This is a genomic window from Arsenicicoccus cauae, assembly GCF_043162025.1.
Lineage (GTDB): Bacteria > Actinomycetota > Actinomycetes > Actinomycetales > Dermatophilaceae > Arsenicicoccus > Arsenicicoccus cauae.
Genome location: NZ_CP171001.1, coordinates 1,657,625 through 1,683,624 on the forward strand (window position 1 = coordinate 1,657,625; position 26,000 = coordinate 1,683,624).

The 26,000-nt window shown below is 71.0% G+C and carries 21 protein-coding genes and 3 pseudogenes; 17 read left to right on the top strand and 7 right to left on the bottom strand.

Annotated elements, in window-relative coordinates; translation table 11 throughout:
- The first annotated feature begins 10 nt into the window (after positions 1–10).
- The 9 genes from ACF3NS_RS07825 (at position 11) to tsaD (ending at position 7,954) form a co-directional block, all read left to right on the top strand.
- Positions 11–361 (top strand): holo-ACP synthase, encoded by a 351-nt coding sequence (locus ACF3NS_RS07825; RefSeq protein ID WP_154593256.1) that lies wholly within the window; start codon positions 11–13, stop codon positions 359–361.
- A 43-nt stretch (positions 362–404) separates the two neighbouring features.
- Complete coding sequence (locus tag ACF3NS_RS07830; protein WP_392469017.1) at positions 405–1,991, top strand: bifunctional ADP-dependent NAD(P)H-hydrate dehydratase/NAD(P)H-hydrate epimerase; 1,587 nt, start codon at positions 405–407, stop codon at positions 1,989–1,991.
- Positions 1,992–2,006: 15 nt separating this feature from the next.
- Positions 2,007–3,317 (top strand): alpha/beta fold hydrolase, encoded by a 1,311-nt coding sequence (locus ACF3NS_RS07835; RefSeq protein WP_392469020.1) that lies wholly within the window; start codon positions 2,007–2,009, stop codon positions 3,315–3,317.
- Positions 3,307–3,816 (top strand): tRNA (adenosine(37)-N6)-threonylcarbamoyltransferase complex ATPase subunit type 1 TsaE, encoded by a 510-nt coding sequence (gene tsaE, locus ACF3NS_RS07840; RefSeq protein WP_375804510.1) that lies wholly within the window; start codon positions 3,307–3,309, stop codon positions 3,814–3,816. The genes ACF3NS_RS07835 and tsaE overlap by 11 nt, the downstream gene beginning before the upstream one ends.
- A 188-nt stretch (positions 3,817–4,004) precedes the next feature.
- A complete protein-coding gene (locus ACF3NS_RS07845; protein ID WP_392469023.1) occupies positions 4,005–4,388 on the top strand; it encodes a PPOX class F420-dependent oxidoreductase in 384 nt (127 codons plus the stop codon).
- Between the two features lie 33 nt (positions 4,389–4,421).
- Complete coding sequence (locus ACF3NS_RS07850; RefSeq protein WP_392469025.1) at positions 4,422–5,672, top strand: MFS transporter; 1,251 nt, start codon at positions 4,422–4,424, stop codon at positions 5,670–5,672.
- Between the two features lie 73 nt (positions 5,673–5,745).
- Entirely contained in the window at positions 5,746–6,420 is a 675-nt protein-coding gene (gene tsaB / locus ACF3NS_RS07855) for a tRNA (adenosine(37)-N6)-threonylcarbamoyltransferase complex dimerization subunit type 1 TsaB (protein ID WP_392469028.1), read from the top strand.
- Complete coding sequence (gene rimI / locus ACF3NS_RS07860; RefSeq protein ID WP_154593252.1) at positions 6,420–6,908, top strand: ribosomal protein S18-alanine N-acetyltransferase; 489 nt, start codon at positions 6,420–6,422, stop codon at positions 6,906–6,908. The genes tsaB and rimI overlap by 1 nt, the downstream gene beginning before the upstream one ends.
- The gene (gene tsaD, locus ACF3NS_RS07865; protein ID WP_154593251.1) at positions 6,905–7,954 is read left to right on the top strand and encodes a tRNA (adenosine(37)-N6)-threonylcarbamoyltransferase complex transferase subunit TsaD; all 1,050 of its coding nucleotides are present in this window, start codon (positions 6,905–6,907) and stop codon (positions 7,952–7,954) included. The genes rimI and tsaD overlap by 4 nt, the downstream gene beginning before the upstream one ends.
- Position 7,955: 1 nt before the next feature.
- Here tsaD and ACF3NS_RS07870 read toward each other — a convergent pair.
- Positions 7,956–8,120, bottom strand: a pseudogene (locus ACF3NS_RS07870) (IS481 family transposase); the annotation flags it as partial.
- 242 nt (positions 8,121–8,362) lie between these two features.
- On the opposite strand from ACF3NS_RS07870, the pseudogene ACF3NS_RS07875 reads away from it, so the two are divergent.
- Both ACF3NS_RS07875 and ACF3NS_RS07880 read left to right on the top strand, forming a co-directional pair.
- Positions 8,363–8,623 (top strand): annotated as a pseudogene (locus ACF3NS_RS07875) (transposase); the annotation flags it as partial.
- Between the two features lie 177 nt (positions 8,624–8,800).
- Positions 8,801–10,068, top strand: a protein-coding gene (locus tag ACF3NS_RS07880; protein WP_392465388.1) for an IS3 family transposase whose coding sequence is annotated in 2 segments (ribosomal slippage) — positions 8,801–9,152 and positions 9,152–10,068 — 1,269 coding nt in all. Because the reading frame shifts where the segments join, the coding sequence is not laid out codon by codon here.
- Between the two features lie 513 nt (positions 10,069–10,581).
- Here ACF3NS_RS07880 and ACF3NS_RS07885 read toward each other — a convergent pair.
- The 4 genes and pseudogenes from ACF3NS_RS07885 to ACF3NS_RS07900 all read right to left on the bottom strand — a co-directional run bounded on the left by ACF3NS_RS07885 (position 10,582) and on the right by ACF3NS_RS07900 (position 14,865).
- Positions 10,582–11,954, bottom strand: a pseudogene (locus ACF3NS_RS07885) (IS1380 family transposase).
- A 122-nt stretch (positions 11,955–12,076) separates the two neighbouring features.
- The gene (locus ACF3NS_RS07890) at positions 12,077–12,358 is read right to left on the bottom strand and encodes a type II toxin-antitoxin system RelE/ParE family toxin (protein WP_392469032.1); all 282 of its coding nucleotides are present in this window, start codon (positions 12,356–12,358) and stop codon (positions 12,077–12,079) included.
- Between the two features lie 571 nt (positions 12,359–12,929).
- A complete protein-coding gene (locus tag ACF3NS_RS07895) occupies positions 12,930–14,237 on the bottom strand; it encodes an ISL3 family transposase (RefSeq protein ID WP_392469034.1) in 1,308 nt (435 codons plus the stop codon).
- A 97-nt stretch (positions 14,238–14,334) separates the two neighbouring features.
- Positions 14,335–14,865, bottom strand: coding sequence for an RHS repeat-associated core domain-containing protein (locus ACF3NS_RS07900; RefSeq protein WP_392465360.1), 531 nt, complete (start codon positions 14,863–14,865; stop codon positions 14,335–14,337).
- Between the two features lie 357 nt (positions 14,866–15,222).
- On the opposite strand from ACF3NS_RS07900, the gene ACF3NS_RS07905 reads away from it, so the two are divergent.
- From ACF3NS_RS07905 to ACF3NS_RS07920, 4 genes are all read left to right on the top strand, one after another.
- Positions 15,223–16,512 (top strand): ISL3 family transposase, encoded by a 1,290-nt coding sequence (locus ACF3NS_RS07905; RefSeq protein ID WP_289032526.1) that lies wholly within the window; start codon positions 15,223–15,225, stop codon positions 16,510–16,512.
- Between the two features lie 315 nt (positions 16,513–16,827).
- The gene (locus ACF3NS_RS07910; protein ID WP_241443677.1) at positions 16,828–18,108 is read left to right on the top strand and encodes an IS256 family transposase; all 1,281 of its coding nucleotides are present in this window, start codon (positions 16,828–16,830) and stop codon (positions 18,106–18,108) included.
- A 332-nt stretch (positions 18,109–18,440) separates the two neighbouring features.
- Entirely contained in the window at positions 18,441–19,730 is a 1,290-nt protein-coding gene (locus ACF3NS_RS07915) for an IS256 family transposase (RefSeq protein WP_154592268.1), read from the top strand.
- Between the two features lie 593 nt (positions 19,731–20,323).
- Positions 20,324–21,724 carry an IS1380 family transposase gene (locus ACF3NS_RS07920; protein WP_311966528.1) on the top strand — a complete coding sequence of 467 codons (1,401 nt, stop codon included), beginning with the start codon at positions 20,324–20,326 and terminating at the stop codon, positions 21,722–21,724.
- Positions 21,725–21,932: 208 nt separating this feature from the next.
- On the opposite strand, the gene ACF3NS_RS07925 is transcribed toward ACF3NS_RS07920, so the two are convergent.
- Positions 21,933–23,306 (bottom strand): glycoside hydrolase family 3 N-terminal domain-containing protein, encoded by a 1,374-nt coding sequence (locus tag ACF3NS_RS07925; protein ID WP_154593248.1) that lies wholly within the window; start codon positions 23,304–23,306, stop codon positions 21,933–21,935.
- A 68-nt stretch (positions 23,307–23,374) separates the two neighbouring features.
- Between ACF3NS_RS07925 and ACF3NS_RS07930 the strand changes: the two genes are divergently transcribed.
- Positions 23,375–24,205: a ribokinase gene (locus ACF3NS_RS07930; RefSeq protein WP_154593247.1), complete on the top strand. Its 831-nt coding sequence runs from the start codon at positions 23,375–23,377 to the stop codon at positions 24,203–24,205.
- A 15-nt stretch (positions 24,206–24,220) separates the two neighbouring features.
- On the opposite strand, the gene ACF3NS_RS07935 is transcribed toward ACF3NS_RS07930, so the two are convergent.
- The gene (locus tag ACF3NS_RS07935; protein ID WP_392465365.1) at positions 24,221–25,477 is read right to left on the bottom strand and encodes a methyltransferase domain-containing protein; all 1,257 of its coding nucleotides are present in this window, start codon (positions 25,475–25,477) and stop codon (positions 24,221–24,223) included.
- 199 nt (positions 25,478–25,676) lie between these two features.
- On the opposite strand from ACF3NS_RS07935, the gene groES reads away from it, so the two are divergent.
- Entirely contained in the window at positions 25,677–25,970 is a 294-nt protein-coding gene (gene groES, locus ACF3NS_RS07940; protein WP_019285526.1) for a co-chaperone GroES, read from the top strand.
- The last annotated feature ends 30 nt before the right edge of the window (positions 25,971–26,000 follow it).

Sequence of the window (26,000 nt, forward strand, 5' to 3'; positions counted from 1 at the left end):
CAGGTCGTCCATGATCCTCGGCGTGGGGATCGACGTCGTCGACGTCGATCGGTTCGCGCGCACCCTCGAGCGGGCTCCCGGGCTGCTGGAGCGGTTGTTCACGCCCGAGGAGCGGGGCCTGCGCGCCGAGTCGACCGCCGCCCGGTTCGCTGCCAAGGAGGCGCTCGCCAAGGCCCTCGGCTCGCCCGGGTCGCTCAGCTGGCAGGACGCGACCGTCGTGCGGGGCGAGCACGGACGTCCCTACTGGCAGGTACGCAGGAGCGTCCAGGATCGGATGGACCTGCTCGGCGTGACTAGGCTGCACCTGTCCCTGTCCCACGACGCGGGCGTGGCCTCGGCGTTCGTCATCGCCGAGGGGTGACACCCGACCGGTCCCGCCCCGGTGCCCTGCAAGGAGGTCCGCGATGATCCAGGCCTGGTCGGTCGACGACGTCCGCGCCGCGGAGGAGCGCGCCATGGCGCAGCTCCCCGACGGTGAGCTGATGCAACGGGCCGCGACGGGTCTGGCCCAGGTCGTCGCGGCGCGCCTCCCGGACGACACGAGCACGCAGCCGCTCGTCGTCGCCCTCGTCGGCGGGGGCAACAACGGCGGCGACGCCCTGTGGGCCCTCGCCCACCTCGCGGACCTGGTGGGGGAGCCCCTCGACCTGGTCGCCGTCCTCACCTCCGAGCACCGCCACGAGGAGGGCCTGCGCGCCGCGCGCCGGGCCAAGGTCGAGATCGTCGACGCGACCAGGGGCGGGTCCAAGGGCGGGTCGAAGGCCAGGCGCCGGAGCAAGGCGCTGGACCACGCGGTCGAGGCCCTGGCCGTGGCCGACGTCGTCCTCGACGGCGTCCTCGGGATCGGTGGCCGACCCGGTCTGCCCGACCTCGTCACCGAGCTGCTCGAGGCCATCGGTGCGGACGCCCACGTCATCGCCGTCGACGTCCCGTCCGGCGTGGACCCCATGGGCGAGATCGTCGGCGGGGCCGGGGTGTTCGCCGACGAGACGGTGACCTTCGGCTGCGCCAAGCCCGTGCACGTCCTCGGCACGGCGAGCCGGTGCGGCATGCTCACCGTCGTCGACATCGGCCTGGACCTCGGACGCGACCATGCCTCCGCGTCGGCCGCGCGCACCGCGCCCGCGGCCGAGCGGGTCGACCACGACGACGTCGCCGCGCTGTGGCCCGTGCCCGGTCCCGAGGACGACAAGTACTCCCGCGGCGTGGTCGGGGTGGTCGCCGGCGGCGAGGTCTACACCGGCGCACCCCTGCTGAGCGTCACCGCGGCGGTCTGCGCGGGGGCGGGGATGGTGCGCTACGTCGGCCCGCCCGGCCCGACCCAGCTGGTCCGTGCCGAGGTGCCCGAGGCCGTGCACGGGACCGGGCGCGTCCAGGCCTGGGTCGTCGGCCCCGGCCTCGACGCCCATCCGCACTCGTGGGACCAGCTGGGCCTGGCGCAGGTCGAGGCCGCCCGCCGCGCCCTCGACAGCGAGCTGCCCTGCCTGGTCGACGCCGGCGGGCTGGACCTGCTCGACGGTCCGCGCACGCACGCCGGTGCCCGCACCCTGCTCACGCCTCACGCCGGTGAGCTGGCCCGTCTGCTCGCGCGGCTCGACCCCGAGGCGTCCGGGCTCGACCGCGAAAGGGTCGTCGTCGAGCCCTTGCGCTGGGCCCGGCGCGCCGCAGAGCTGCTGCGGGCCACGGTGCTGCTCAAGGGATCCACGACGTATGTCGTCCCGCCCCCCGCCTCCGGGCTGGCAGTCCGGGCGCAGGCCGACGCCCCGGCGTGGGCCGGCACAGCGGGGTCCGGAGACGTGCTCGCAGGGCTGGCCGGGACGCTGCTCGCGGCGGGCCTCGACCCGGTGGACGCCGGGTCCCTCGCCGCGCTCGTGCACGGGGTCGCGGCCCACGACGCCAATCCCGGCGGCCCCGTCCGCGCGCTCGAGATCGCCCAGCAGGTGCCCCGCACCGTCGCGCGCCTGCTGGCCCGCGCCGCGGAGGTGGGGTGAGCGATGGCGCCTGACATGACGCCGGTCGGCCGGTTGACCGGGCTCGGGCTCGGCCTCGGCGCCGTCGCGGCCGGAGCCCTCGCCGGCGTGCTGTCGCGGGCCCACGCGATGGCCCCGGAGACGGGGGAGACCTACGAGCACACGCCGTCGCACGAGACGGTCGTCGTCGTCGAGGACGGCACGGTGCTCCACGTCGAGATCGACGAGCCCGACCCCGCCACGGCGGTGGACGGGCGACCCACCGTCGTCATCTCGCACGGCTACACCCTGTCCACCCGGGCCTGGATCTTCGTCCGGCGCCGGCTGGTCGCGGCGGGCTACCGCGTCGTGCTGTGGGACCAGCGCGGCCACGGCCGGTCGGGGCAGGGCGCCCGCGACTCCTACCGCATCGAGACCTTGGGTGGGGACCTCAAGGCCGTGATCGACGCGACCTGCCCAGAGATGCCGTTCGCCCTCGTCGGCCACTCGATGGGCGGGATGACCCAGATGGGTCTGGCCCGCCTCTGCCCCACCCTCGTGCGCGAGCGCTGCGTCGCCGTGGCCTTCGTCGCCACGAGCGCGGGCGGGGAGGGGGAGCTGAGGGTGCAGCTGGGCGACCTGCTGGGTCGCGCTGCCCAGCGTGTCGGGCCGTTCGCCCTCGCGCCGCTGGCCGGGCGCCAGGATGCCGTCGAGCAGGCCCGCCGCCTCGCCCGCCAGGCCGAGGACTTCTTCACCTACCGCTACTCGTTCCACTCGCCCGTGCCGCCCAGCCTGCTGCGCTACGCCGCCGACATCATCATGGCGACGCCCATCGAGGTGATGCACGGCTACCTGCGCACCCTGTCCGAGCACGACGAGCGCAAGGCGCTGGCGACCTTCGCCGGGATCGAGGCGCTCGTGATCAACGGCACCCACGACCTGATGACCCCGCCACGCCACAGCGACGAGATCGTGCGGCTGCTGCCAGGAGCGGAGCACGTCCTCGTCACCGACGCCGGGCACCTGATCATGCTGGAGTACCCCGATCTCGTGACCGACGAGATCCTGGCGATGCTGGACCGGGCCGAGCGGCACCGGGCGGCCGTCGGCGGCCTCGCGTCGCGGGAGGCGGTGCCCGTCGGCACGACCGCGCAGACCCGCGGCCGACGCCGCGAGGTCACCGACCTCGTGCACAACCGCGCCACCCTGCGGCGCGAGCAGCAGGCCCGGCGCCGCGAGCAGGTCGCCCGCGCCACCGAGCAGGTCGTCCGCGCGACCGAGCAGGTCGAGCGTCAGGCCCGCAAGGTCCGGTCCGTCGCCGGCCCCATCACCTCCGCCCGCCCCGGGAAGGAACGTCGTGACCCCTGATCACGCTGAGCCGCACGCCATCTCGCTGCCCACCGCCGCGTCGACGCAGGACCTGGGGCGCCGTCTCGCGGGGCTTCTGCGGGCGGGGGACCTGCTCCTGCTCACCGGTGACCTCGGCGCCGGCAAGACCACCCTCACCCAGGGCCTGGCGGAGGGGCTCGGCGTGCGGGGCCCGATCACCTCGCCGACCTTCGTCATCGCCCGGGTCCACCCCTCGCTGGTCGGCGGGCCGCGGCTGGTCCACGTGGACGCCTACCGTCTGTCCGGGGCGCTGGACTTCGACGACCTCGACCTCGACGCCACCGTCGACGAGTCGGTGACCGTGGTCGAGTGGGGGCACGGGGTGGCGGAGCTGCTGTCCGAGGACTACCTCGAGCTCGAGCTCACGGGCGAGACCACCCGCACGGCCCGGCTCACCGGCCACGGGCAGCGGTGGGCCGGTCCGGACGTCCTCGCGGCGGTCCGGGACCTGGCCGGACCCACGCGAGGGATGGGGTGACCGCGCCGGGTGGCGTGCGCTGAGCCCGTGCCCCGTCTTGACGTGCGTGCGCCGTCTCGAGCTGCAGCACGAGACGCGCGATGGCAGCCCAGACGGGTAACGGTCGCCCAGACGGGCGACCCCTCCGGGCGCACTCTCCTCCTCGACAGGACACCCGTCAGCACCCGACGCGCCCTAGCCTGAGCCGTATGACGACCCTCACCGCCCTCGGCCACGAACGCTTCGTCTCCCTCACGACCTTTCGCCGCAACGGGAAGGGCGTGGCGACCCCCGTGTGGGTGGCTCGCGACGGCGACGCCCTCGTGGTCATCACGCCGGAGGGCACCGGCAAGCTGCGCCGCCTGCGCCGCGACGACCGGGTGACCCTGCGACCCTGCGACCGGCGGGGCCGGGTGGCGCCGGACGCCCCCACCGTGGAGGCCCGCGCCACCGTCCACGACGACCCCTGGACCGTGCAGCGGGTCATGAGCACCATGGCCGCCAAGTACGGCCTCGAGTTCAAGGCCTTCATGCTCGTCGAGCGGATCATCAAGCGCGGCAACCCATCTCGCATCGTCATCGACATCCGTTGAGGTGAAGCGGGCTTGATGTAGCAGTCTGACGTCGTGCTCGCCCGTCTCGGATTCCCGCCCATCGGCCACCATCGCCGGTTCGTCGTCGCCATGGGCGTCGACGCCGTCGGCAGCGGCGTCTTCATGCCCATCTCGGTCCTGTACTTCCTGCGCACCACCGACGTGCCGCTGGAGCAGGTCGGGCTCGCCCTGTCCGTGGCCGCGGCCGCCTCGTTGCCCGTCGTGCTGCTCGTCGGTCACCTCGTCGACCGCTACGGCGCCAAGCGGATCCTGCTGGCGGCCAACGCGATCCAGGCGGCGGGATACCTCGGCTACCTGCTCGTCGACGGCTACCTCGGCGTGCAGCTCGTGACCGCTCTCGTCGCGATGGGTCAGGCGGCGTTCTGGGCGTCCTACTCGCCCATGGTCGCGGCGATCACCCGGCCCGGCGAGCGCGAGCTGTGGTACGGCTTCCTCGGCGCGCTGCGCAACGTCGGCTTCGCGGTCGGCGGCCTGTTGGCCGGGGTCGCCATCTCCGTCGGCACCCCCACCGCCTTTCGCGCGATGGTGGCGGCCGACGCGGCGTCATACCTGCTCGCCCTCGGCCTGCTCCTCGGGGCGCCGGCGCACGATCGGCGAGCCGCCGCGGACCGCGCCGACGAGGACGGGCGCGCCGGCGCCCTTTCCGGGCTGTCGACGGTGCTGCGGGACCGGCCCTTCCACACGCTGATCGTCGTCAACACGATCTACGCCCTCGCGGGTCTCGCGCTCAACTACGCCATGCCCGTCTATGCCGTGGAGGTCCTGCGGCTGCCCGGGTGGGTGACCGGCGCGATCTTCACCCTCAACACCGTCATGGTGGGCCTCGGGCAGGGGCTGGCCGTCCGGTCCATGCGGGGGCACCGTCGGCACCGGATCGTCGCCGCGGGGCACCTTGCGTATGCCGTCGGGTTCGTCCTCATGGCCGCGGCCGGGCTGCTCGCCCCGGTCCTCGCCGCCGTGGGCGTCCTGGTGTCGGCCGGCATCTACACCGTCGGGGAGCTGCTGGCCGGGCCGGTCCTCACCACGGTGGCGGTGGACAGCCGGCCCGAGCACCTGCGAGGTCGTTACCTCGCGGCCTACCAGCTGTCGTGGAACGTCGCCTCCGTCCTCGGGCCGGTGGGGTTCTCGTGGCTGCTCGCCCGCGGATCCCTGCCCGTGTGGGTGGTCCTCACGGCCGTCGCCCTGACCGGGGTGGCGCTCGCCCCCGTGCTCGGTCGCTCTCTGCCGGTCGCCGCAGCCCGCGTCACCAACGACGCCACGTGAACCTGCCGGGGGCGAGGGCATCGGCCTGCGGTACGCAGGCCGGTCGATGCCCTCGCCCCCGGTAGGGTTGGGGGTGCTGCTGGCCATCGACACCTCCACCACCGCCATCACCGTGGCGCTGCATGACGGCGCGCGCGTGCTGGCCGAGAGCAGCGTCCTGGACGCGCGGGCGCACGGCGAGCTCGTGGCCCCGGGCATCGTGCAGGTCCTGCGACAGGCCGACCTGACCCCCCGCGACGTCGACGCCGTCGTCACCGGCACCGGCCCAGGCCCGTTCACCGGGCTGCGCGTCGGGATCGTGACGGCGCGGACCTTCGCCCTCGCCCGGGCCGTCCCGGTCCACGGCTTGTGCTCGCTGGACGCCCTGGCGCACGAGGCCGCGCACGGGCCCCTGCGCGGGGTGGAGCGGTTCGTCGTCGCCACCGACGCGCGCCGCAAGGAGGTCTACTGGGCGGGCTACCGCATCGAGGAGGGCCTGCCCGTGGCCGAGTCGGCGCCGGACGTGTGCCGCCCGGCCGACCTCGCCCCCCGGCTCGACGGACGTCCCGTCGTCGGCCGTGGCCCGGTGCTCTATCCCGACCTGCTCGGGGAGCCCGTGGCCGGCGCCCCGCTGGACGTGTCCGCCGGCTGGCTCGCCGACCTCGCCGTGCGCCGCCTGGCCGCAGGTGCGTCCCTCGACGACACCACCCCGCTCTATCTGCGGCGCCCAGACGCCGTCCCGTCCGTCGCCCCCGTCACGGTGGTCTGATGCTGCGCGAGCTGCGCTGGACCGATATCCCCCGCCTCGCCGCTCTCGAGCGCGAGGCCTTCGCCGACGACGCGTGGAGCGAGCAGACCTGGTGGGCCGAGCTCGCCGAGCGCCCGCGGCGCGACTACGTCGTCTGGGACGACCCGTCGCGTGGCGGTGTCCTCGCGTATGCCGGGATCGACGCCGCAGGTGACGTGGCGGACGTCATGACGATCGCTGTGGCGCCCGGGGCCCGGGGGCTCGGGCTCGGTCGCCGGATGCTCGACGAGCTCGTGGTGCGGGCCCGGTCCCGCGGCGCCGAGGCGCTCCTGCTCGAGGTCCGCGCCGACAACGCCCCGGCGCGAGCGCTCTACGACCGCAACGGGTTCGAGGTCATCAGCGTGCGACGTCGCTACTACCAGCCCGGTGGGGTGGACGCCCTCGTGATGCGGCGGCACCTTCCCGGCATACGACCCGACCACCTCGCCACCCAGGGAGAGCGCGCATGACCCGCACCGACGAGCCCCTCGTCCTCGGCATCGAGACCTCCTGCGACGAGACCGGGGTCGGGATCGTGCGCGGGGGCACCCTGCTCGTCGACGCGATCGCGAGCAGCGTCGACGAGCACGCGCGCTTCGGCGGGGTCGTCCCCGAGGTCGCGTCGCGCGCGCACCTGGAGGCCATGGTCCCCACCATCGAGCGCGCCTGCCGCGAGGCGGGGGTGCGGCTGGAGGACCTCGACGCCATCGCCGTGACCTCCGGGCCGGGGCTGGCGGGGGCGCTGCTCGTCGGCGTGGCCGCGGCCAAGTCGCTGGCCGTGGCGCTGGGCACGCCGCTCTACGGCGTCAACCACCTCGCCTCCCACGTGGCCGTCGACACCCTGCAGCACGGCCCGCTGCCCGAGCCGACCCTGGCGCTGCTCGTCTCCGGCGGGCACTCCAACCTCCTGCTCGTCCCCGACATCACCGACGACGTCCGGCACCTGGGGCAGACCATCGACGACGCGGCCGGCGAGGCCTTCGACAAGGTCGCGCGCGTGCTCGGGCTCGGCTTCCCCGGCGGGCCGCACATCGACCGGGCCGCCCGCGAGGGGCAGGTGGTCATCGACTTCCCGCGCGGGCTGACGGCCGCCAAGGACCTGGAGCGGCATCGCTTCGACTACTCCTTCTCCGGGCTCAAGACCGCCGTCTCGCGGTGGGTGCGCGCCAAGCAGGAGGCCGGCGAGCACGTGCCCGTCGCGGACGTGGCCGCGAGCTTCCAGGAGGCCGTGGTCGACGTGCTGACCCGCAAGGCCCTGCTCGCCTGCCGCGAGCACGGCGTGGCCGACCTGGTCGTCGGGGGTGGCGTCGCGGCCAACTCGCGTCTGCGCGCCCTCGCCCAGGAGCGGTGCGACGCGGCCGGGGTGACGCTGCGCGTGCCGCGGCCGGGGCTGTGCACGGACAACGGCGCGATGGTCGCGGCCCTCGGGGCGCAGATGGTGATGCGTGGCCGGGAGCCCTCGGACCTCGGCCTGCCGGCCGACTCGTCGATGCCGGTGACGGTGGTCTCGGCCTGACCTAGCTGTACTGATCGGACACGTTGATCGATCGCGAAAAAGGCGGCGGGTTTCCACATGCGGTCTGCGGACGGTGCTGGTTGTACTGGTGCAGTCAGCCGGGGAGGGCGTCGCGGCGATCCTGTTCGCTGGTGTAGCAGCGGGCGTAGGCCCACCCGTCGGCTATCGCCAGTGGAACGGTCGAGAGACCTGGAAGCGGGCGGCGATCAGTTGAGGGGTCTGTCCGGAACTTTGTGTAAGTGACCCTTCCGCATCAGCCCGTGTTGACGGGCAGGAGGGAGGCTGCGCGTCATGGACGAGCAGCATGTACAGGGTAGGACCGGCCGCGTGGGCCGGGAGGTAGAAGTGGCGGACGCGTCGACGCTGGTCACCCCGGAGCAGGCGGTGGCGCCGGACGTGGAGGCCTTGGCGGGTGAGCTGGTCGCGTCGGCGAGTCGGCGAGGTCTGGACCTGACCGGGGAGGGCGGGTTGTTGACGGTGTTGACCCGTCAGGTGCTCGAGGCAGAGCTGACAGCGCATCTGGGCTACGACAAGCACGAGCGTGGCCGTGGTGAGGGCAACGCCCAGGACGGGTCGACCCCGAAGACGGTCAGGACCGAGATCGGGAAGGTCACCGTGGACGTCCCGCGGGACCGGGCCGGTACGTTCGAGCCGCAGATCGTCAAGAAGGGCCTTGCGAGCGAGGGTGCGAGAAGTGCCGGTCGAGGGGTCGGCGATGGTCGTAGAGACGACGAAGCTCGTAGTCATGGGTACCTTACGATCCCCGGACCAGGGGGGCCTGACCCCGGTTCTTGGACACGCTGAATCCAGCACCTGGTGCTGGGGAAGCGAGATGATCCAGGAATCATGGCCAGGAAGAACTACTCCGAGGAGTTCCGTCGTCAGGCCGTCGACTTGTACGAGTCCACCCCAGGCGCCACGGTCCGCGGCATCGCCGAGGACCTCGGCATCGTGCGCGGCACGCTGCGGCACTGGCTCGAGGTCTACGGGACCGGCAAGAAGACCGCCGTCGATGGGACGTTGACCTCCAGCCCATTGCAGTCCAAGACGACCACGACGACGAGCCGGTCTGCGCCCGAGGGTGAGACGCCGGAGCAGAAGATCGCCCGGCTCGAGGCAAGGGTGAACGAGCTCGAGGTCGAGACCACCAAGCTGACCACCGAGCGGGAGATCCTCCAGCGGGCGGCCAAGTATTTCGCCGGGGAGACGCGCTGGTGAGTCGCTTCCAGTTCGTCGCCGACAACTCCGCCACCTTCGAGGTGAAGCGACTGTGCGAGCTCGTCGAGGTGACGCGCTCATCGTTCTACGCCTGGCTCCAAGCAGCCCCGGCACGCCGGGCGCGTGCCCAGGCCGATGCGGATCTCGCGCAACGGATCCGGACCATTCACGCCGAGGACAACACCCAGGGTGCGCCGCGGATCACCGCCGAGCTGAACGACAACGCCCCCGCCGGCGGTGAGCGGGTGAACCACAAGCGCGTCGCCCGGGTGATGCGGGCCGAGGGCATCTGCGGCTATGTGAAGAAGCGTCGGGTGCGGACCACGATCCCCGAGCCGTCGGGACACAAGTACCCCGACCTGCTCAAACGGGACTTCACCGCCGACGCGCCGAACCGGCGCTACGTCGGCGACATCACCTATCTGCCGTTGGCAGACGGGACGAACCTCTACCTGGCCACCGTCATCGACTGCTACTCCCGGCGGCTCGCGGGCTGGGCGATCGCCGACCACATGCGCACCGAGCTGGTCGAAGACGCCCTGAGGGCAGCTGCCGCGACACGGGGCAGCCTCAAGGGCGCGGTGTTTCACAGCGACCATGGGTCGGTCTACTGCTCGAAGGCCTACGCGAAGCTGTGCCGGAAGCTCGGCGTCACCCAGTCCATGGGTGCCGTCGGGTCGTCGGCCGACAACGCACTCGCGGAGTCGTTCAACGCCACGCTGAAGCGCGAGATCCTCCAAGAAGCCGCCTGCTGGACCGACGAGCTGGCCTGCCGCCGGCAGGTCTTCAAGTGGCTCACCCGCTACAACACCAAGCGACGCCACTCCTGGTGCCGCTACACCTCACCGGTCGCCTACGAGACCGACTTCACCGCTACGCTGCCGACAGCTGCGTAATCACACCCCGTGTCCAAGATCCGGGGGCAAGGCCCAGGTGACAGAGACATCCCGTCCGACACTGGCAACAGACATGTGCTTGAGCGGAGCGGTGTTCGATCCCGTGCAGGTCATGGTGACGTGCGCGTTCGCGAGGGGCCGGGCGGTCTGCTTGTCGAGGCGCCGGGCGGGCTGAATGCCGACGTGGGAGGAGGGGTCAGTGCAGGTGAGGAGCACGCGGTCACGAGGGAGATGCCGGCGATCAGTAGCCCTGATAAGTCGCGCATGATCAGATGCTCCCACCCTCGTGACCCAGCCATCCCGGGGATGCGTCGTCTCCTCGCGTCAAACGCGATGGGTCACCTTCGCTGATAGATCTCGCGGCGTCGTCTCAGCCCGGATCCACCGGCGTTGGTTCTTGATGGCGTGTTTGTGGTGATTGTTGTGGGTGTTGGCGCGTGGGCGTGACTGGTCTGCCGGTCTGCACCGGCTTTTCCACGTCGGTCCTTGGTTGCGCCGTGGTTGGCTGGGTGGTCAGGTCGTGGCTGCGGCTGGTGGTCCGGTTGCGGTGGCCCACAACGATTCCCATCCGTCCGCCCATGGCCAGTGGGTGGGCAGGTGCAGGACGAGCCGTCGTCCGGTGGCCGCGATCCGGGCGGGAATGTTGATGACCCGGGTCCGCAGGGTGGCCCAGCGGGCGGTGCGCATCGAGGCGGCGACGGCGGTGGCGCGGGCGATGTTGAACGCGATCACGGCGCAGGCGAGCCAGGCTGCGTTGGCCGTGTACTTCCCCGATGGCAGGTGTGCCAGCGGGCCGTCCTTGAGCTCGGCGATGACCTGCTCGACCAGGGCATGGTCGCGGTGACGCTGATCGGCCTCGACGATGTCCAGGGTGCTGTTGGTGATGAAGGCGTGGTGGCGGTAGGCCGCGAACAGCTCTCCTCGCTCGGTCCCATCCGATGCCAGGGGTTGAAGTCCGCTTGACCCGACGCACGCAGTCGACATTGCACGTGCTCGTGCTTGCGTCGGGAGGTGAACGCGACGAACGGGACCTCGGCAACCTCGGCGTCGGAGACCCACCGCTGCTCGGCTTCGTCGAAGACCGCGTTCGGGTACTCGATCGCCTGCCAGGCTTCCTCGCCGATGCCGGCGATCGCGGTCTTGACCTGCGGGTTCATCCGGGCGGTGACCGAGAACCACGCCCGGTGCCGGATCGCGGTCCCCACGAACGCGTGGCAGTAGTAGGCGGAATCGGCGCGGGCCAGGACGGTGCCGCCGACCCCGGCGGCCCGGGCCGTGCGCAGCGCCTGTGCCAACAGCCTGCCCGAACCGGTGTGGGACGCGACGTTCCCGCGGCGCAACCAGGCGCGGACGATCACTGGCGCCGAGGTCGCACTGCTGATGGTGGCCAGCTGCAGGTTCAACCCCCGCACCCCGCAGTAACCGAACGCCGCGGCCTGCTTGGCGTAGCCGTGGACCTCGCGGACACTGTCGTCGACATCGACGAACGCGATCTCCTCGGCATCGCTACCGGCGATCAGGCCGGGCGCCCGCGTGGCGAGCCCGGCCAGCAGCCCGGCCCCGATCCTGTCGAGCTGCTGGACGTGGCCATGGGTGAAGGAGCGCAGGAAGGTGCCCAGCGTCGAGGGCGCCCGCACCCCGACGAACAACCGGCCCATCCCGCCGTGGCGGAGCAGATCGAGGTCATCGATGCTGTCCGCACCAGCGAGCATCCCGCCGACCACACCGGCAGCCTTCATGCCAGCGTTCGGCGAGGGCACCGTCAACCCGTCCAGCAGGTCATACAGACCCCCGGACTCCGCCAGCCGCAACGCGGGGACCAACCCAGCAGCCGACACCAGGTTCGGGTCATCGAAAACCGGACGGATCGTGTGAGAAGGTTTCACTTACGAGGTGCCCTTCGTGAGGCGACTGGACAAGGAACTCGACACTCCCAATCCTGTTGCACCACAAGGGCACTCTCACGTTACGACGCGCCCAACCCCACACCCGAACGGTGGATCAGGGCTCAGGCGAGCACGAGGACCAGGGGCACGTCGTCGTTGCTCTCGTAGATGACGCGGTAGTCCCCCGTCCGGACGCGCCACTCGCCGTCGCCGCCGACCAGTTTCGTCGCTACCGGTGGGCGGGGGTCGGTGGCGAGGAGTTCGACTGCGGCTTGGACGCGGCCGCGGGGGGCGTCGAGCTTGCGTAGCTGGCGGGTCGCCGACGGGTTGGTCTCGCGGACGGCGAGCTGGGGGTGGGCACGTTGGTACTTCCCTGATTCCCCTTTCGGGATACCACGGGGCACCGCTCCCACTGACCAGACTTCTGCGGGGCTGTCCGACGTAAGCCACTGGCCTACTCCGAGTCCTGCGAAACATCCGACGCCATAGCCTGGCCATGTATGGACCAGGCTCTGGCGTCGGATATTGGAATCTAGGGGTAGTTGACGTACTCAGCATCCTGGAATCGTTGGAGGGTTTTATCCGGCACTACTCCCTGCCCGAAAACCCTCTGAACGCGATCACGGTACAGAAAAGCGCTGGAACCAGCATGATGAAACCGAACGTAGCATTCTTCATGAGGAAGGCAGCCACGGCCATTGTTGAGAAAACAATTCCCAAGGATATGGCCGTTGATTGTCTAGACCTATTCATTCCTTACCTCCTATAGGCCGTCACACATAACAGTGGCAGCCGCGGTTATGCCCAACCCGACGGCAATTCCCACACCGGTTGACGCGCCAGCGGCGGCGATGGCGAGCCCGACGTCGGCAGACAACAAGCCCATACCCATGTTGCAACCCCAGGACTCTTTTGAAGGCCAGGTACCGCTCGTGTCAGTGGCGTTGCAGGGGGCGCCGGCGGCGTAGAGGCTCTTCACAATTCGGGGTGTAGGTGTGGTCTGAATCCGCCGGCTTCGAGGAGTGCGCGGGCGATGTAGTTGGTGAGGTTGCGGAAGCCGAGGGCCAGGCCACGCAGGTGCTCGAGGCGACCGTTCACGGCTTCGGTAGGTCCGTTGCTCGTGCGCGGCCGGTCGAAGTAGGCCAGGACGTCGCAGGCGCGTCTGGTCAGGGTGCGGCCGAGCTTGCGCAGTTCTACCAACGCCTCAGGCACACTGTCGGCGAGGGCGTCGATCACGGAGCTCATCTCGACGCGGCCGGCTGCCCGGTCGGGGTGACGGTAGGCGGAGATCATGCGCTGGTAGATCCCCCAGGTGCACTCGACTTGCACGTGCCGGTCCCCAGCGAAGAGCTTGTCAAGGCGCTCGTGCTGGCGGTCGGTGAGCAGGTCAGCCCCGGTGTGCAGGGTCCGCCGCTCGGTGTAGAGCGGGTCGCCCTTGCGTCCGCGGTGTCCGTGCAGTTCCTGCTGGACTCGGCGGCGGCACTCATCGAGAGCGTCCCCGGCCAACCGGATGACGTGGAAGGGATCCATAACCGTGACGGCGTCCGGCAGCTCCTCGGTGGTGGCGGTCTTGAAGCCCGCGAACCCATCCATGGCCACGACCTCGATCCCATCGCGCCAAGCCTGGTCCCGCTCGGCCAGCCAGTCCTTGAACGCCTTCTTCGACCGACCTTCGACCACGTCCAGCAGGCGTGAGGGCCCGGTGCCGTCCCGGACCGGGGTGAGGTCGATGATCACGGTGACGTACTTGTCACCGCGCCGGGTGTGCCGCCACACGTGCTCATCGACCCCGACGACCTTGACACCGTCCAGGCGGGTCGGGTCCTCGATGAGCAGACGCCGGCCCTCAGCCAGGACCGCGTCGTTGGCGGTGTTCCACGCCACGCCCAGTCCTTCGGCAACTCGGGCCATCGACAGGTGGCCGACGACGATCCCGACCAGACCCCACCGCAGGCCGGCGCGGGAGATCTTGGCCCGCGGCGGCGCCGCAGCGGTGGTGTCCTGACGCCACACGTGCGAGCACTCCTTGCAGCGGTAGCGGCGCACGGTGAGCACCAGCGTGGTAGGGCGCCACCCGAACGGCTCGTGCGCCACCTCCCTGCTCACCGTGTCACGGGGCACGCCCTGGCAGCCGCACCGCCTGCACCAGTCGTCCGGCTCCACGACCCGGCACGCCAGCACGGACCGGTCAGGCTCGAGCAGCTGGCCGGTGACCTCCAGACCGAGGCCGTCGAGGCGGGTGAAGGTAGTCAGGTCAGGGCGCGTGAAGGTAGCGTCAGGCATGTCGAGGTCTTCCGGACGGGTTGTGTGAGAACTCCCATCATCGGAAGACCTCGACCCTCACCCCGACACCGACGCGCCGCCCCAGGTCGCACCACAGCTACACCCTCATCTGTGAAGAGCCGGCGTAGAGGTAGGGGTTGGTTTCGTAGGCTGTGGTGTCGGGTTGGGTGAAGCGGCCGGTGGTGGGGTCGTACCAGCGGGTGTCGGTGCGGTACAGGCCCGTGGCGTCGTCGTAGAGCAGGCCGTGGAACTGGATGCGGTTGGCTTTTGCTCCGTCGTAGTGCTCGTCGGCGACGCGCCATTCTCCGTAGGGGGAGTACCGGTAGATCGCGGCTTCGATGCCGTTGTCGCCGGCGGCGAGGCTGGTGACGGTGCCTTGCCGGTCGGTCAGGTAGTAGGCGCCGCCGTCGTTGGCCCAGTTCTGGCCGCTGGGTGCCCACTTGTAGCCCAGGGGCTTGCCGGAGGGGGACAGCAGGTACTTGGTCGTGCCCGAGGATCCGGTGCGGGTGGTGTCCAGCCCGATCGAGGACCGCTGCTGGGTGGCGTCGTGGTTCCACCAGAGCAGGTTGTCCTTGGTGGAGACGTTGCAGTACTGGAACTGGTAGCCGAGCTTACTTGTCAGATTCATCTGAGGGGAGGCTTTGCCTCTTTCGTTTCCGTGATTCCTGGAGACGCCTTTCCGTCTCGCCATTGAAGTCCGGATCATCTTTGAGGATGTTCTTAAATAGGCGCACGATCAGAAAAAGGCCCACAATTATGATGATCATGTTGGCCACAAGTCGAGCATCGGCCCAATCTGGCCCCCGCAGGAGGACGAGGACGGCTATGAATGCGACGATCAAAATGCCGCTCCACGCGGTCATGTAATTCCTCATGAGGCTATAGTGGCTCTCCGACTTTGAGCGGGGTGTCCTGACCTGAGGGGGCTCGTGGCCCCGGTCATGCTGTTGGTCTCTACTCCTTCAGCAGCAACGAGGCCACGAGCATGATCGACAGTACGTCAGTGCTGTTCGGGCTGGAAGACGAGTTCGTCGTCACCAGTCTCGAGCGGCTCAGCAGCAGCGACCTGAGGGTCGTGATCGAGCTGCGGGAGCGGGGGGCGCCCTGCCCGGGGTGTGGTGTCCTCACCGCGCGGGTCAAGGAGCGACCGTTGGTGCGGGTGAAGGACCTTCACGCGTGCGGGCAGGTGGTCGAGCTGTGGTGGCGCAAGCGGCGCCTGACCTGTCCCGAGCCGCTCTGCGGTACGGGTTCGTTCACGCAGCAGTCCGAGGCGATCCCCGCGAGGGCGCGGCTCACCGGCCGGCTCCGCGAGGCGATCGCGACCGAGATCGCGTCGGGGAACCGGGCGGTCGATGAGGTCGCCCGCTCCCATGGGGTGTCGTGGCCGACGGCGCACCGGGCACTGGTGGCCGCGGCAGCCAGGTGGCTACCGACGCCTGAGCCGGTGCGCGTGCTCGGGATCGACGAGACCCGCGCGAGGTCGGTGCGGTGGGTCCTGGCCGACGCCGGCTGGCGGCGCAGCGACCCGTGGCTGACCAGCTTCGTCGACGCCGACACCACCAGCCCCGGCCGGATGCTCGGGTTGACGCCGGGCCGCTCTGGGGCGTGCGTGCGCGACTGGCTCGCCGAGCAGAGCCCCGCGTTCCGCGACGCCATCGAGGTTGTCGTCATCGACACCAGCGCGCCCTACGCCTCCGGCATCCGGGCTGCTCTGCCCGACGCGAAGATCGCGGTCGACAAGTGGCACCTGGTGGCCCTGGCCAACACCGTCGTCACCGAGGTCCGGCAGCGGGTCACCCGTGAACGCTACGGGCGGCGCGGCACCACCGCCGAGAAGGTGTGGGTCAACCGGCACCTGCTCCTGACCGGGTACGAGCACCTCTCCGCCAAGCAGCGGGCCCGGCTCAAGGCGACCTTCGCGGGCGAGGACCCCACCAACGAGATCGGCGCAGCCTGGGGCGTCAAGGAACGCCTGCGACTCCTCCTGGCCGAGTCAGAGGAGCACCGGATCCGGCACCGGCTGTACGAGTTCTATCGGGACGCCGCGAGAGCGGACATGCCCGAGACCACCCGGCTCGCCACCACGATCGAGACCTGGTGGCCGGCCATCCACGTCGCGTTGACGATGGACGTCACCAACGCCCGCACCGAAGGCTTCAACCGGATCATCAAGAACACCAAGCGCGTCGCCTGCGGCTTCCGCAACTTGGACAACTACCAGCGCCGGATACTCTCAACCATCGCGCTCACCCGAGCACGACGAGACGCAGCATGACCCGGCCCGCCCCGCGGAAAGTCGAAGAGCCGCTATAGTACGCTCCTACTTCTCGATGACGTGGCCGTACTTGGCGGACGCGAATGCGCCTACGGCACAGCCCGCCATCCCACCGAGGATCCCACCTTCGAGCGCCCCCCAAACGCCTAGCCACAGGAAGTGCGTGGCTCCCCACTCCGCCCCTATGGTCCCCCCTGCAATACATCCCCCGATAGCGCCGGCCCAGTCTGAAGCGTTGTACGGGAGTGTCAGAACAACGGTGGGTGGGGGTTCGGCCTGACGCGCTGAGCGGTGCTCGGCGGGAGAGCAGGCAGCATGACGAACACGATTGGGGTCGTGGACCTCAACGATGACGACAGGCAGGCGCTGGCGCAGCGTCTGGTGGACCAGGCCCGCGCTGAAGGAGTCGACCTGGTCGGCCCCGACGGTGTGCTGACGGGCCTGACCAAGCAGGTGCTGGAGACCGCTCTGGAGGAAGAGCTGACCGAGCACCTCGGCTACGAGCACTCGGATCGGCACGCGAAGCCAGCGCCGGTCGACGGGGGCGGGAACGAGCGGAACGGCACCCGATCGAAGACGGTGCTCACGCAGATCGGGCCGGTCACGATCGACGTTCCGCGGGACCGGGACGGCACATTCGACCCGAAGATCGTCCGGAAGCGGCAACGCCGTCTGGACGGCGTCGATCAGCTCGTCCTGTCCTTGTCGGCGCGCGGGCTGACCACCGGTGAGATCGCGGCGCACTTCGCCGAGGTGTATGGCGCGTCGGTGTCCAAGGACACGATCAGTCGGATCACCGAGAAGGTCGCCGCGGAGATGTCTGAGTGGCAGCACCGGCCCCTGGACCGCGTGTACCCGGTGATCTTCATCGATGCTCTCGGGGTGAAGGTCCGTGACGGGCAGGTCACCAACAAGCCCTTCTACATCGTCATCGGCGTGACGACCGCCGGGGAGCGCGACATCCTCGGGATCTGGGCCGGCGACGGCGGGGAGGGCGCAAAGTTTTGGCTGAACGTGCTCACCGAGATCAAGAACCGCGGTGTCGAGGACGTCTGCATCGCCGTGTGCGACGGGCTGAAAGGACTGCCCGAGGCGATCACCACGACATGGGAGCTCGCAGCCGTACAGACGTGCGTCGTGCACTTGATCCGGAACACGTTCCGGTACGCGGCCCGCCAGCACTGGGACGCGATGGCCAAGGACCTGCGGCCCGTGTACACGGCCGTCAACGCCGAGCAGGCCGCCGCACGGTTCGAGGACTTCGCTGCCACGTGGGAGCCCGTCTGTCCCGCCGCGATCCGCATGTGGCGCAACGCGTGGAGCGAGTTCGTGCCCTTCCTCGACTACGACGTCGAGATCCGCAAGGTCATCTGCACGACCAACGCGATCGAGTCGTTGAACGCCCGCTACCGGCGCGCCGTCCGTGCGCGAGGGCACTTCCCGAACGACGCCGCCGCGTTGAAGTGTCTCTACCTGGTGACCCGTTCCCTGGACCCCACCGGGAGAGGCAGGGCACGATGGGTCATGCGGTGGAAGGCACCCCTGAACGCCTTCGCCATCACCTTCGAGGGACGCATCACCCCCTCTACCACCTAAGAACGCCGGGCACCCCGCCCACCGATAATCCGACAGTCCCCGCCATAGCCCAAGTTGACTAGTGATGCGGGATGGAACCTCGGCGCGCCGGGTCACCGCGACAAGCGGGGAGGATGTCGGAGGCCCTCACACGATGCATCTGGCGGGGCCTTGGGCCGAACAGCTTCGATGCGTAGCGAATCCGTGTCGACGGCGTTGAGCAATGATCAGAACCTGTGGATGGCTCTCGGCGAGGTGACGTAGAGGAGACGTACCTCCCGAGCAAGATCGAAGCCCATGCTCAAGTTCGGATCGTGGTCGGCGTTGACGCGCCGGCTCGGGAAGGTACGTCCATGTTCAAGATAGTCCACGAGGAGAACGGGTCCCAGGAGCACGTCCCGGCGGCCGTCGGTGGGTCGTTGCTCGACGAGCTCGCCCGCGACGGTGCGCGGCAGATGCTCGCGGCGGCGCTTCTGGCCGAGGTTGCCGCCTACGTCGAGGCACACCAGCACGAGGTCGATGAGGACGGGCACCGGCTGGTGGTCCGCAACGGCTTCCACGACCCGCGGGAGGTCGCGACCGCGGCTGGGGCGGTGCCGGTGCGTGCGCCGCGGGTCAACGACAAGCGCATCGACGAGGCCACCGGGGAGCGGAAGCGGTTCTCCTCGGCGATCCTGCCCGCATGGGCGAGGAAGTCCCCAGGCGTGGCCGAGGTGCTCCCGCTGCTCTACTTGCACGGCCTGTCCTCCGGCGACTTCGTGCCCGCGCTGGAGCAGTTCCTCGGCTCCGCCGCAGGCCTGTCTGCGGCCACCATCACCCGCCTCACCGTCCAGTGGCAAGACGACGCCAAGGCGTTCGGCAACCGGTCGCTCGCCGAGAGCGACTACGTCTACCTGTGGGTCGACGGCATCCACCTCAAGGTCCGCCTCGAGCAGGACAAGGTGTGTCTGCTGGTGATGATCGGCGTCCGCCTCGACGGCGCCAAGGAGCTCGTCGCCCTGTCCGATGGATTCCGCGAGTCCTCGGAGTCGTGGGCCGACCTACTCCGCGACTGCAAGCGCCGCGGGATGCGCGCACCGGTGCTGGCCGTCGGGGACGGTGCATTGGGGTTCTGGAAGGCGCTGCGCGAGGTGTTCCCCGACACCAAGGAGCAGCGCTGCTGGTGGCACAAGCTCGGCAACGTTCTCGCCGCCCTGCCGAAGTCGGCGCACCCCGGGGCGAAGGCCGCCCTGGCGGAGATCTACAACGCCGAGGACAAGGACCACGCGCGGGCCGCAGCCAAGGCGTTCGCGGCCAACTACGGCGCGAAGTGGCCCAAGGCCGTCGCGAAGGTCGTCGACGACCTCGACGTCCTACTCGCCTTCTTCGACTTCCCCGCCGAGCACTGGATCCACCTACGAACGACGAACCCGATCGAGTCGACCTTCGCCACCGTCCGGCTCCGGCAGCGGGTCACCAAGGGCCCCGGCTCCCGCGCCGCCGGCATCGCCATGGCGTTCAAGCTCATCGAGTCCGCCCAGGCCCGCTGGCGCGCCGTCAACGCACCCCACCTCGTTGCGCTCGTCCGTGCCGGCGCGGAGTTCAGCAACGGCAAGCTCGTCGAACGACCCGACGAATCAGGAGGTCACGCTCACGCCGCCTGACACATCAATCCACAGGTCTTGACTATTCCTCGACGGCGTTCGAAAACTGAGCAGTTTCGGCGGTCGAAGAGTGAGCGGTTTTAGTCTAGGGATTCTCACTCGGCCTTGATGCTGGGTAGGGTGTCGACGCCTCGGTCGCGGAGCCGGTGCCGCCGTCCTCGCGATGAAGACAATGTGCACGCGCCCGGCCATGCAGGGCGCCCCGGTCAGCCTCCGCCTGAAGCTGTTGGACAGCCGTTGCCCTCGGCCCCAGGAATACTTCTACGACGTACACCTGGACGACGCCGGACTGGTTGCGACCCGCGACTCCCAGACCTGCGATGACGTTGATTTCCGCTGCGACTCGACCCAGTGGACCCGTCATCTGCTCGGCATGCCCGCCGGGACGGCCAACGGCCAGGCGGCCGTCCCTGATCGCGTCGCAACTTTCTTCGACGCCTACCGCGCCACACTGGACTCCAGGTCTGCCTAGCCCCGATCGTTCACGGCGCGTCTGGTCGTGATGGGGCCCGGATGCGCCGAAGTGCTCCCTGACCAGGGCAGACTTGGACTTGTCTAAGGTCCCAGGTCGCCCAGCAGAAAGCACTCGGTAGGTGAAGCGTACGTCGTGGTCCGCAGGGTTGGTAGTCACCGGTGATGGTGTCGGTGTCGTCGGGCACGCCGGCGCAGCGGCGGCACGCATGGTGGCGGACAGGGTCGGTCTGACCAGCGGCTTGTCAGGGGCGATGGCGCGGCGGGACTTCCTGCCGGTGCACGACCGGGGGCGGGTGTTGGTGGACGTCGCCACGATGCTCGTCGATGGTGGTGAGGCGATCAGTGACATCGCTGTGCTGCGCGACCAGGAGGGGGTGCTGGGCCCGGTGGTGTCTGCGCCGACGGTCTGGCGGACCTTGGACGAGGTCACCCCGGGTCGGATGAAGAAGATCGCCGTGTCCAGAGCCCGCACGCGTCGGCACGTGTGGGCGAGCATCCCGGGCGGGGTGCCGGAGTCGACCGCGGCCGGGCGTGGGCTCGGTCAGGTCGTCGTGCTCGACGTGGACGCGACGATCGTGATCGCCCACTGCGAGAAGGAGAACGCGGCGGCGACGTTCAAACGGACCTTCGGGTACCACCCGATCGGGGTGTGGTGCGATAACACCTCCGAGTTCTTGGCCGCGACGCTGCGGGCGGGGAACGCGGGCTCGAACACCACCAGCGATCACGTCGAGGTCCTCACGGCGGCGATCGCTCAGGTCCCCGCCGCCCACCGCAAGCACCTGTTGATTCGTTCCGATGGGGCCGGGGCGTCACACGGCCTGATCGACTGGCCCACCTCCCAGAACGAGATCCGCGGCCGCAGCGTGGAGTACAGCCTCGGCTTCCCCATCCACACCGCAGTACGCGAGGCCATCACGAAGGTGCCCAAGACCGCGTGGACCCCTGCGGTCGAGGCCGACGGGAGCGTGCGTGAAGGCGCCGAGGTCGTCGAGATCACCGGCCTGCTCGCCAGGGACTTCGCGACACGTTGGCCGGACCGGATGCGGGTCATCGTCCGGCGTGAACGCCCCCACCCCGGCGCTCAGCTGTCCTTGCTCGAAGAAGCAGACGGGTACCGGTACCAGGCGTTCGTGACGAACACGAAGGTCGGGCAGCTCGCCCACCTGGAGGCCCGCCACCGTGCCCACGCCCGCGTCGAGGACCACATCCGCCACGCCAAGGACACCGGCTTGGGACGCTTGCCGTCGCGGGAGTTCGCGATCAACCAGGCGTGGTTGACGTGCGTGATGCTCGCCGCCGACCTGGTCGCCTGGACCCGCCTGCTCGCCCTGCACGGTGACGCCGCTGGGTTGAGAGCATGTGAGCCAAAGGCCTTGCGGTACCGGCTGTGGCACGTCCCCGCACGCCTGACCAGAGGTCAACGACGACGACGGCTACGCCTGCCGACCTCCTGGCCCTGGACCACAGCGATCGTCGCCGTGTTCGCGAACATCGCAGCCATCCCCGACCCCGCCTGACCAAGCCGCCCACCCCACGACCCGAAAGACCATCGGAGAACCGCAGCCCGGCAGCGCCAGCCGGCACCCTGCCGCGCCCCGCACCGGAATCAGAGTCGAAGCCTCACCCGAGCACCAACTCAGGAACCCGGTGAAAGACCGGGGCTAGGGCAGACGAAGCGCACCCGTGCAGCCCGACGCGGTCGATCAACGTGTCCGGTCAGCACACCTACCCGCAGCGGGCCAGGCCGCGGCGCACCTTCAGCTCGACGACCCGCTGGGCCGCGCGGCGCACCAGCCCGGCGAACGCCCGGTCCCGTCGGCTCTCCGCCAGCAGGGCGCGTGACATCACCCTGCCGTCCCGGGCGATCCCGGTCACGGCGACGTCGCCGCCGGCCCGCACGAAGCGCACCGCGCGCTCCCCGGTGGGGATGTGCTGGATGGCCTCCGCCCCGCCCAGGTCGTCGGTGGCCACCACCCCGTCGTAGCCCAGCCGCTCGCGCAGGACCCCCGTCACCACCGGGCGAGAGAACGCCGCCTGGGTGGCCGGGTCGATGCGCCGGTAGCGCGCGGTCGACATCATCACGACGTCGGCCCCGGCGGCGATCCCGTCCGCGAACGGCTGCAGGTAGGCGTCGTCGGCGGTCGTCTGGGTGTCGTCGATGCCCGTGGCGGAGTGGTCCGTGTTGGCGCGGACGCGGCCCAGCCCGGGGAAGTGCTTGAGCGTCGCGCCGACACCGGCGGCGTGCAGCCCCGCGACGACGGCCGACACCGGCGTCGAGACCGCGCCGGGCTCCGTGGCGTACTGCCGGGACAGGCCGCCGATGGGGGCATTGGCCCGGCCGAGCTCGGGGGAGACGGTGTCGGCGACGGGGGCGAGGTTGAGGTTGACGCCCGCGGCGCGCAGCTCGCGCCCGGCGTCCGTCGCCAGGGCGCGCAGCTCGTCGGGCGGCAGCGCGGCCTGCTCCACCGCGGACGGCAGGCGCCGGAAACCCTCGCCCTTGAGCTGCTGGACCCGCCCGCCCTCCTGGTCGGCGGCGACGAGCAGGTCGAGCCCGTGGCCGGACTCGTCGGCGGCGCGCTGCAGGCGGCGGCTGACCTCGGCGACCTGGCCACGGTCGCGCCACCCGCCGATGAAGAAGGCGTTGCCGATCGACCGCTCCGCGATCGCTCGGCGCGCGTCGTCCTCGCGCCCGCGCGCGATCCCGACCATGACGAGCTGCCCCACCCGCTGCTCGGGGGTGAGTCCCTCGACGATGCGGGCGGAGCAGGAGCCCTCGGCCGTATGCCGGGAGCTGCCCGCGGCCGCGGTCGGCGTGGCGGAGACGTCGGGCGTGGCTGCCCCGGAGCCCGGCGAGGCCCCGCGGCGGGGGAACCCCGTGACGTCGAGGACGGGCGCGGTGGTGCGGGCCGTGGCGGTGCCGGTCGTGCTCGGCGGCGTCGGCTTGCCGGCGGGGGCACCGGGCTGTGCCTGGACCGAGGCGGGGGTCGAGGCGGGGGTCGAGGCAGGGGTCGAGCACCCGGCGGCCAGGGCGAGGGCCGCGGCGACGAGCAGAGCCCGCGCGGGGGTGGGGGCGAGGGTGGGGGCGGCGTGCGGGGACATCGGGCCCGACGCTACCCGGGCGCGGCCGTGCCCGCCCGGCGTGGCCGGGGGACCGGCATGATGGGGGCATGAGCCGCGTCTACGTCCTCGGGTCCGTCAACGTCGACCTCACCACCACGGTCCACCGGCTGCCCCGCCCCGGCGAGACGATCGTCGGCGGGTCCACCCGGCGCACGGCGGGCGGCAAGGGCGGCAACCAGGCGGTCGCGGCGGCGGCAGCGGGCGCGGAGGTCGTCATGGTCGCGGCCATCGGTGGGGACGAGGCGGGCGCGGCATACCGTGATCGCTTGCAGGACAGGAGGATCGACGTCTCGCACGTCCGCGTCGTCGAGGGCGAGCCGACGGGTCACGCGTTCATCACCGTGGACCTCGAGGGGGAGAACGTCATCGTCGTCAGCCCCGGCGCCAACGCCGAGCTGCTGCCGCACCACATGGGGGTCCTCGACACGATGGCGGCGGGCGACGTGCTGCTGGTCAGCCTGGAGGTGCCGATCGAGACGGTGACGGCGGCGGTGCAGCGGGTGTCGACGCGGGACATCCGCGTAGTGGTCAACGCCGCGCCCTACCACCACCTGCCCCTCGACGTCGTCGAGGCGGCGGACCCGCTCGTGGTCAACGAGCACGAGGCGCTGGAGCTGGCCGACGACGGGGCCTTCCCCGCGTCGCTGCTGGTGACCTTCGGCGCGGCGGGTGCGTCCTGGATGGGGGTGGAGCACCCGGCGACGCCGGTCCCGCCGGAGGAGGTCGTGGACACGACGGGTGCGGGCGACGCGTTCTGCGGGGCGCTGGCCGCCCACCTGGCGCTGGGGGCGACCCACGAGGACGCGGTGGCCGGGGCGCTGCGGGCCGGCGCCGACGCGGTGCGGCACCGGGGGGCTCAGCGCGACGCGCTGCTGTGAGCCGAGCCGCAGCCGTCAGACCGGGGTCACGTGCAGGGCGACCGGCCGGCCGGACTGGCGGGTGAGGACCAGGGTGGCGCGGCCGTCGCCGCGCAGCTTGAGGGAGCGCCGCAGGCGGTCCGGGTCGGCGTCGACGCCGCGCTTCTTGAGCGTGAGGTCGCCGATCGAGCGCTCGCGGCACCACGCCCGGATCGCCTTGTCCTGCAACGGGATCTCGTCGAGGATCCGGTAGGTCCGGGCCCACGGCACCCCCACCTGCCCGCCGTCCGGGGACCGCACGTAGCCCACCCCCTCGTCGAGCTCCGCGCCGCCGGTCAGGGCCTCCAGCGCCCCGACCAGCCCGGCGCGGATGACCGCGCGGTCGGGCTCGTGGAGCAGCTCGCCCCGGTCGCTCCCCGGCGCGGGGCCGTCGTCGGGCAGGTCGGCCTCGGTGACCACGTGCGCGGAGCCGAGGGTGGCGGCGTCGCCGTCCATCACCAGCGCGGTGCGGCCGGCCCACCGGGCCGCGTCGCCCCACCACAGCACGCACTCGACCACCTCGCCGCGCCACGAGACCCACTGCGCCTCGGCCCCGACGGGGCGGGCGGCGTGGGGGAAGGCGGGGGACAGCTTGGCCCCGGCCGCCCGCACCCGACCGGCCACCTCCTGCACGAGCTCCCAGGAGGGGGCGAGGTCGTCCAGGCGGAAGGTCCGGCGGGTCCGCCCGGTCGCGTCGGCCACCCCCGGCGTGCGGCGGGCCGGGTCGAGCCAGACGGCCGTATGCCGGCCCGCGCCCACCCCCTCGTCGGCCACCTCCTCGGCGCGGGCGCACCGCACCTGCGGGGCGGGCGTGCCGGCAGGCAGGGGGACCTGCGCGAGGTTGTGCCCGGCCAGCTCGGCGGTCACGGGGTCGGCGTCCACGGCGAGGACCTCGAGGCCGGCCTCGGCCATGGCGGCGGCGTCCAGCCCCAGGCCGCACCCCAGGTCGTGCACGGTGCGGATCCCGGCCGCCACCAGGCGCTCCGCGTGCTGCCGGGCGACCTGGGGGCGGGTGGCCTGCTCCAGGCCGTCGGGGGTGAGCAGGAGCCGGTCGACGGCGTCGCCGAGCTTGGCGCGTCCCCGCTGCCGCAACCGGCTCTGCGTCAGCACCGCCGCCACCAGCTCCGGGGAGTGGCCGTCGCGGCGCAGGGCGGTCGACGTCGCGAGCGAGCTGGCCTCGGCATACGGCCGGAGTCCCTCGAGCAGCGCGAGCCCCTCGGGGGAGGTGAGCGCGCGGGTGGTGGCGAGGTCCATGGGGGCCATCCTCCCCCACCGGCGGGACAGCCGCTGGCACTCGACTTGACCGAGTGCCAGCGGCTTCCTAGATTGTGAGTTAGCACTCTCGGTAGGCAAGTGCTAAGGGTCGACCCCCGCGACGGCGGCCCGACGCACGACGGCACCGGAGTCCATACATCTGTCCACTCTCGACATTCCCGAAGGGGAGGTCACCACAGTGTCGGTTTCCATCAAGCCGCTCGAGGACCGCATCGTCGTCAAGGCCGTCGAGGCCGAGCAGACCACCGCGTCCGGTCTCGTCATCCCGGACACGGCCAAGGAGAAGCCCCAGGAGGGCGAGGTCCTCGCCGTGGGCCCCGGCCGCATCGACGACAAGGGCAACCGCGTCCCCGTCGACGTCGCCGTCGGCGACAAGGTCATCTACTCCAAGTACGGCGGCACCGAGGTCAAGTACGGCGGCGAGGAGCTGCTCATCCTGAGCGCCCGCGACGTCCTCGCGATCGTCGGCTGACGCTCGCACGCACGCAGCACTGACTCTGGG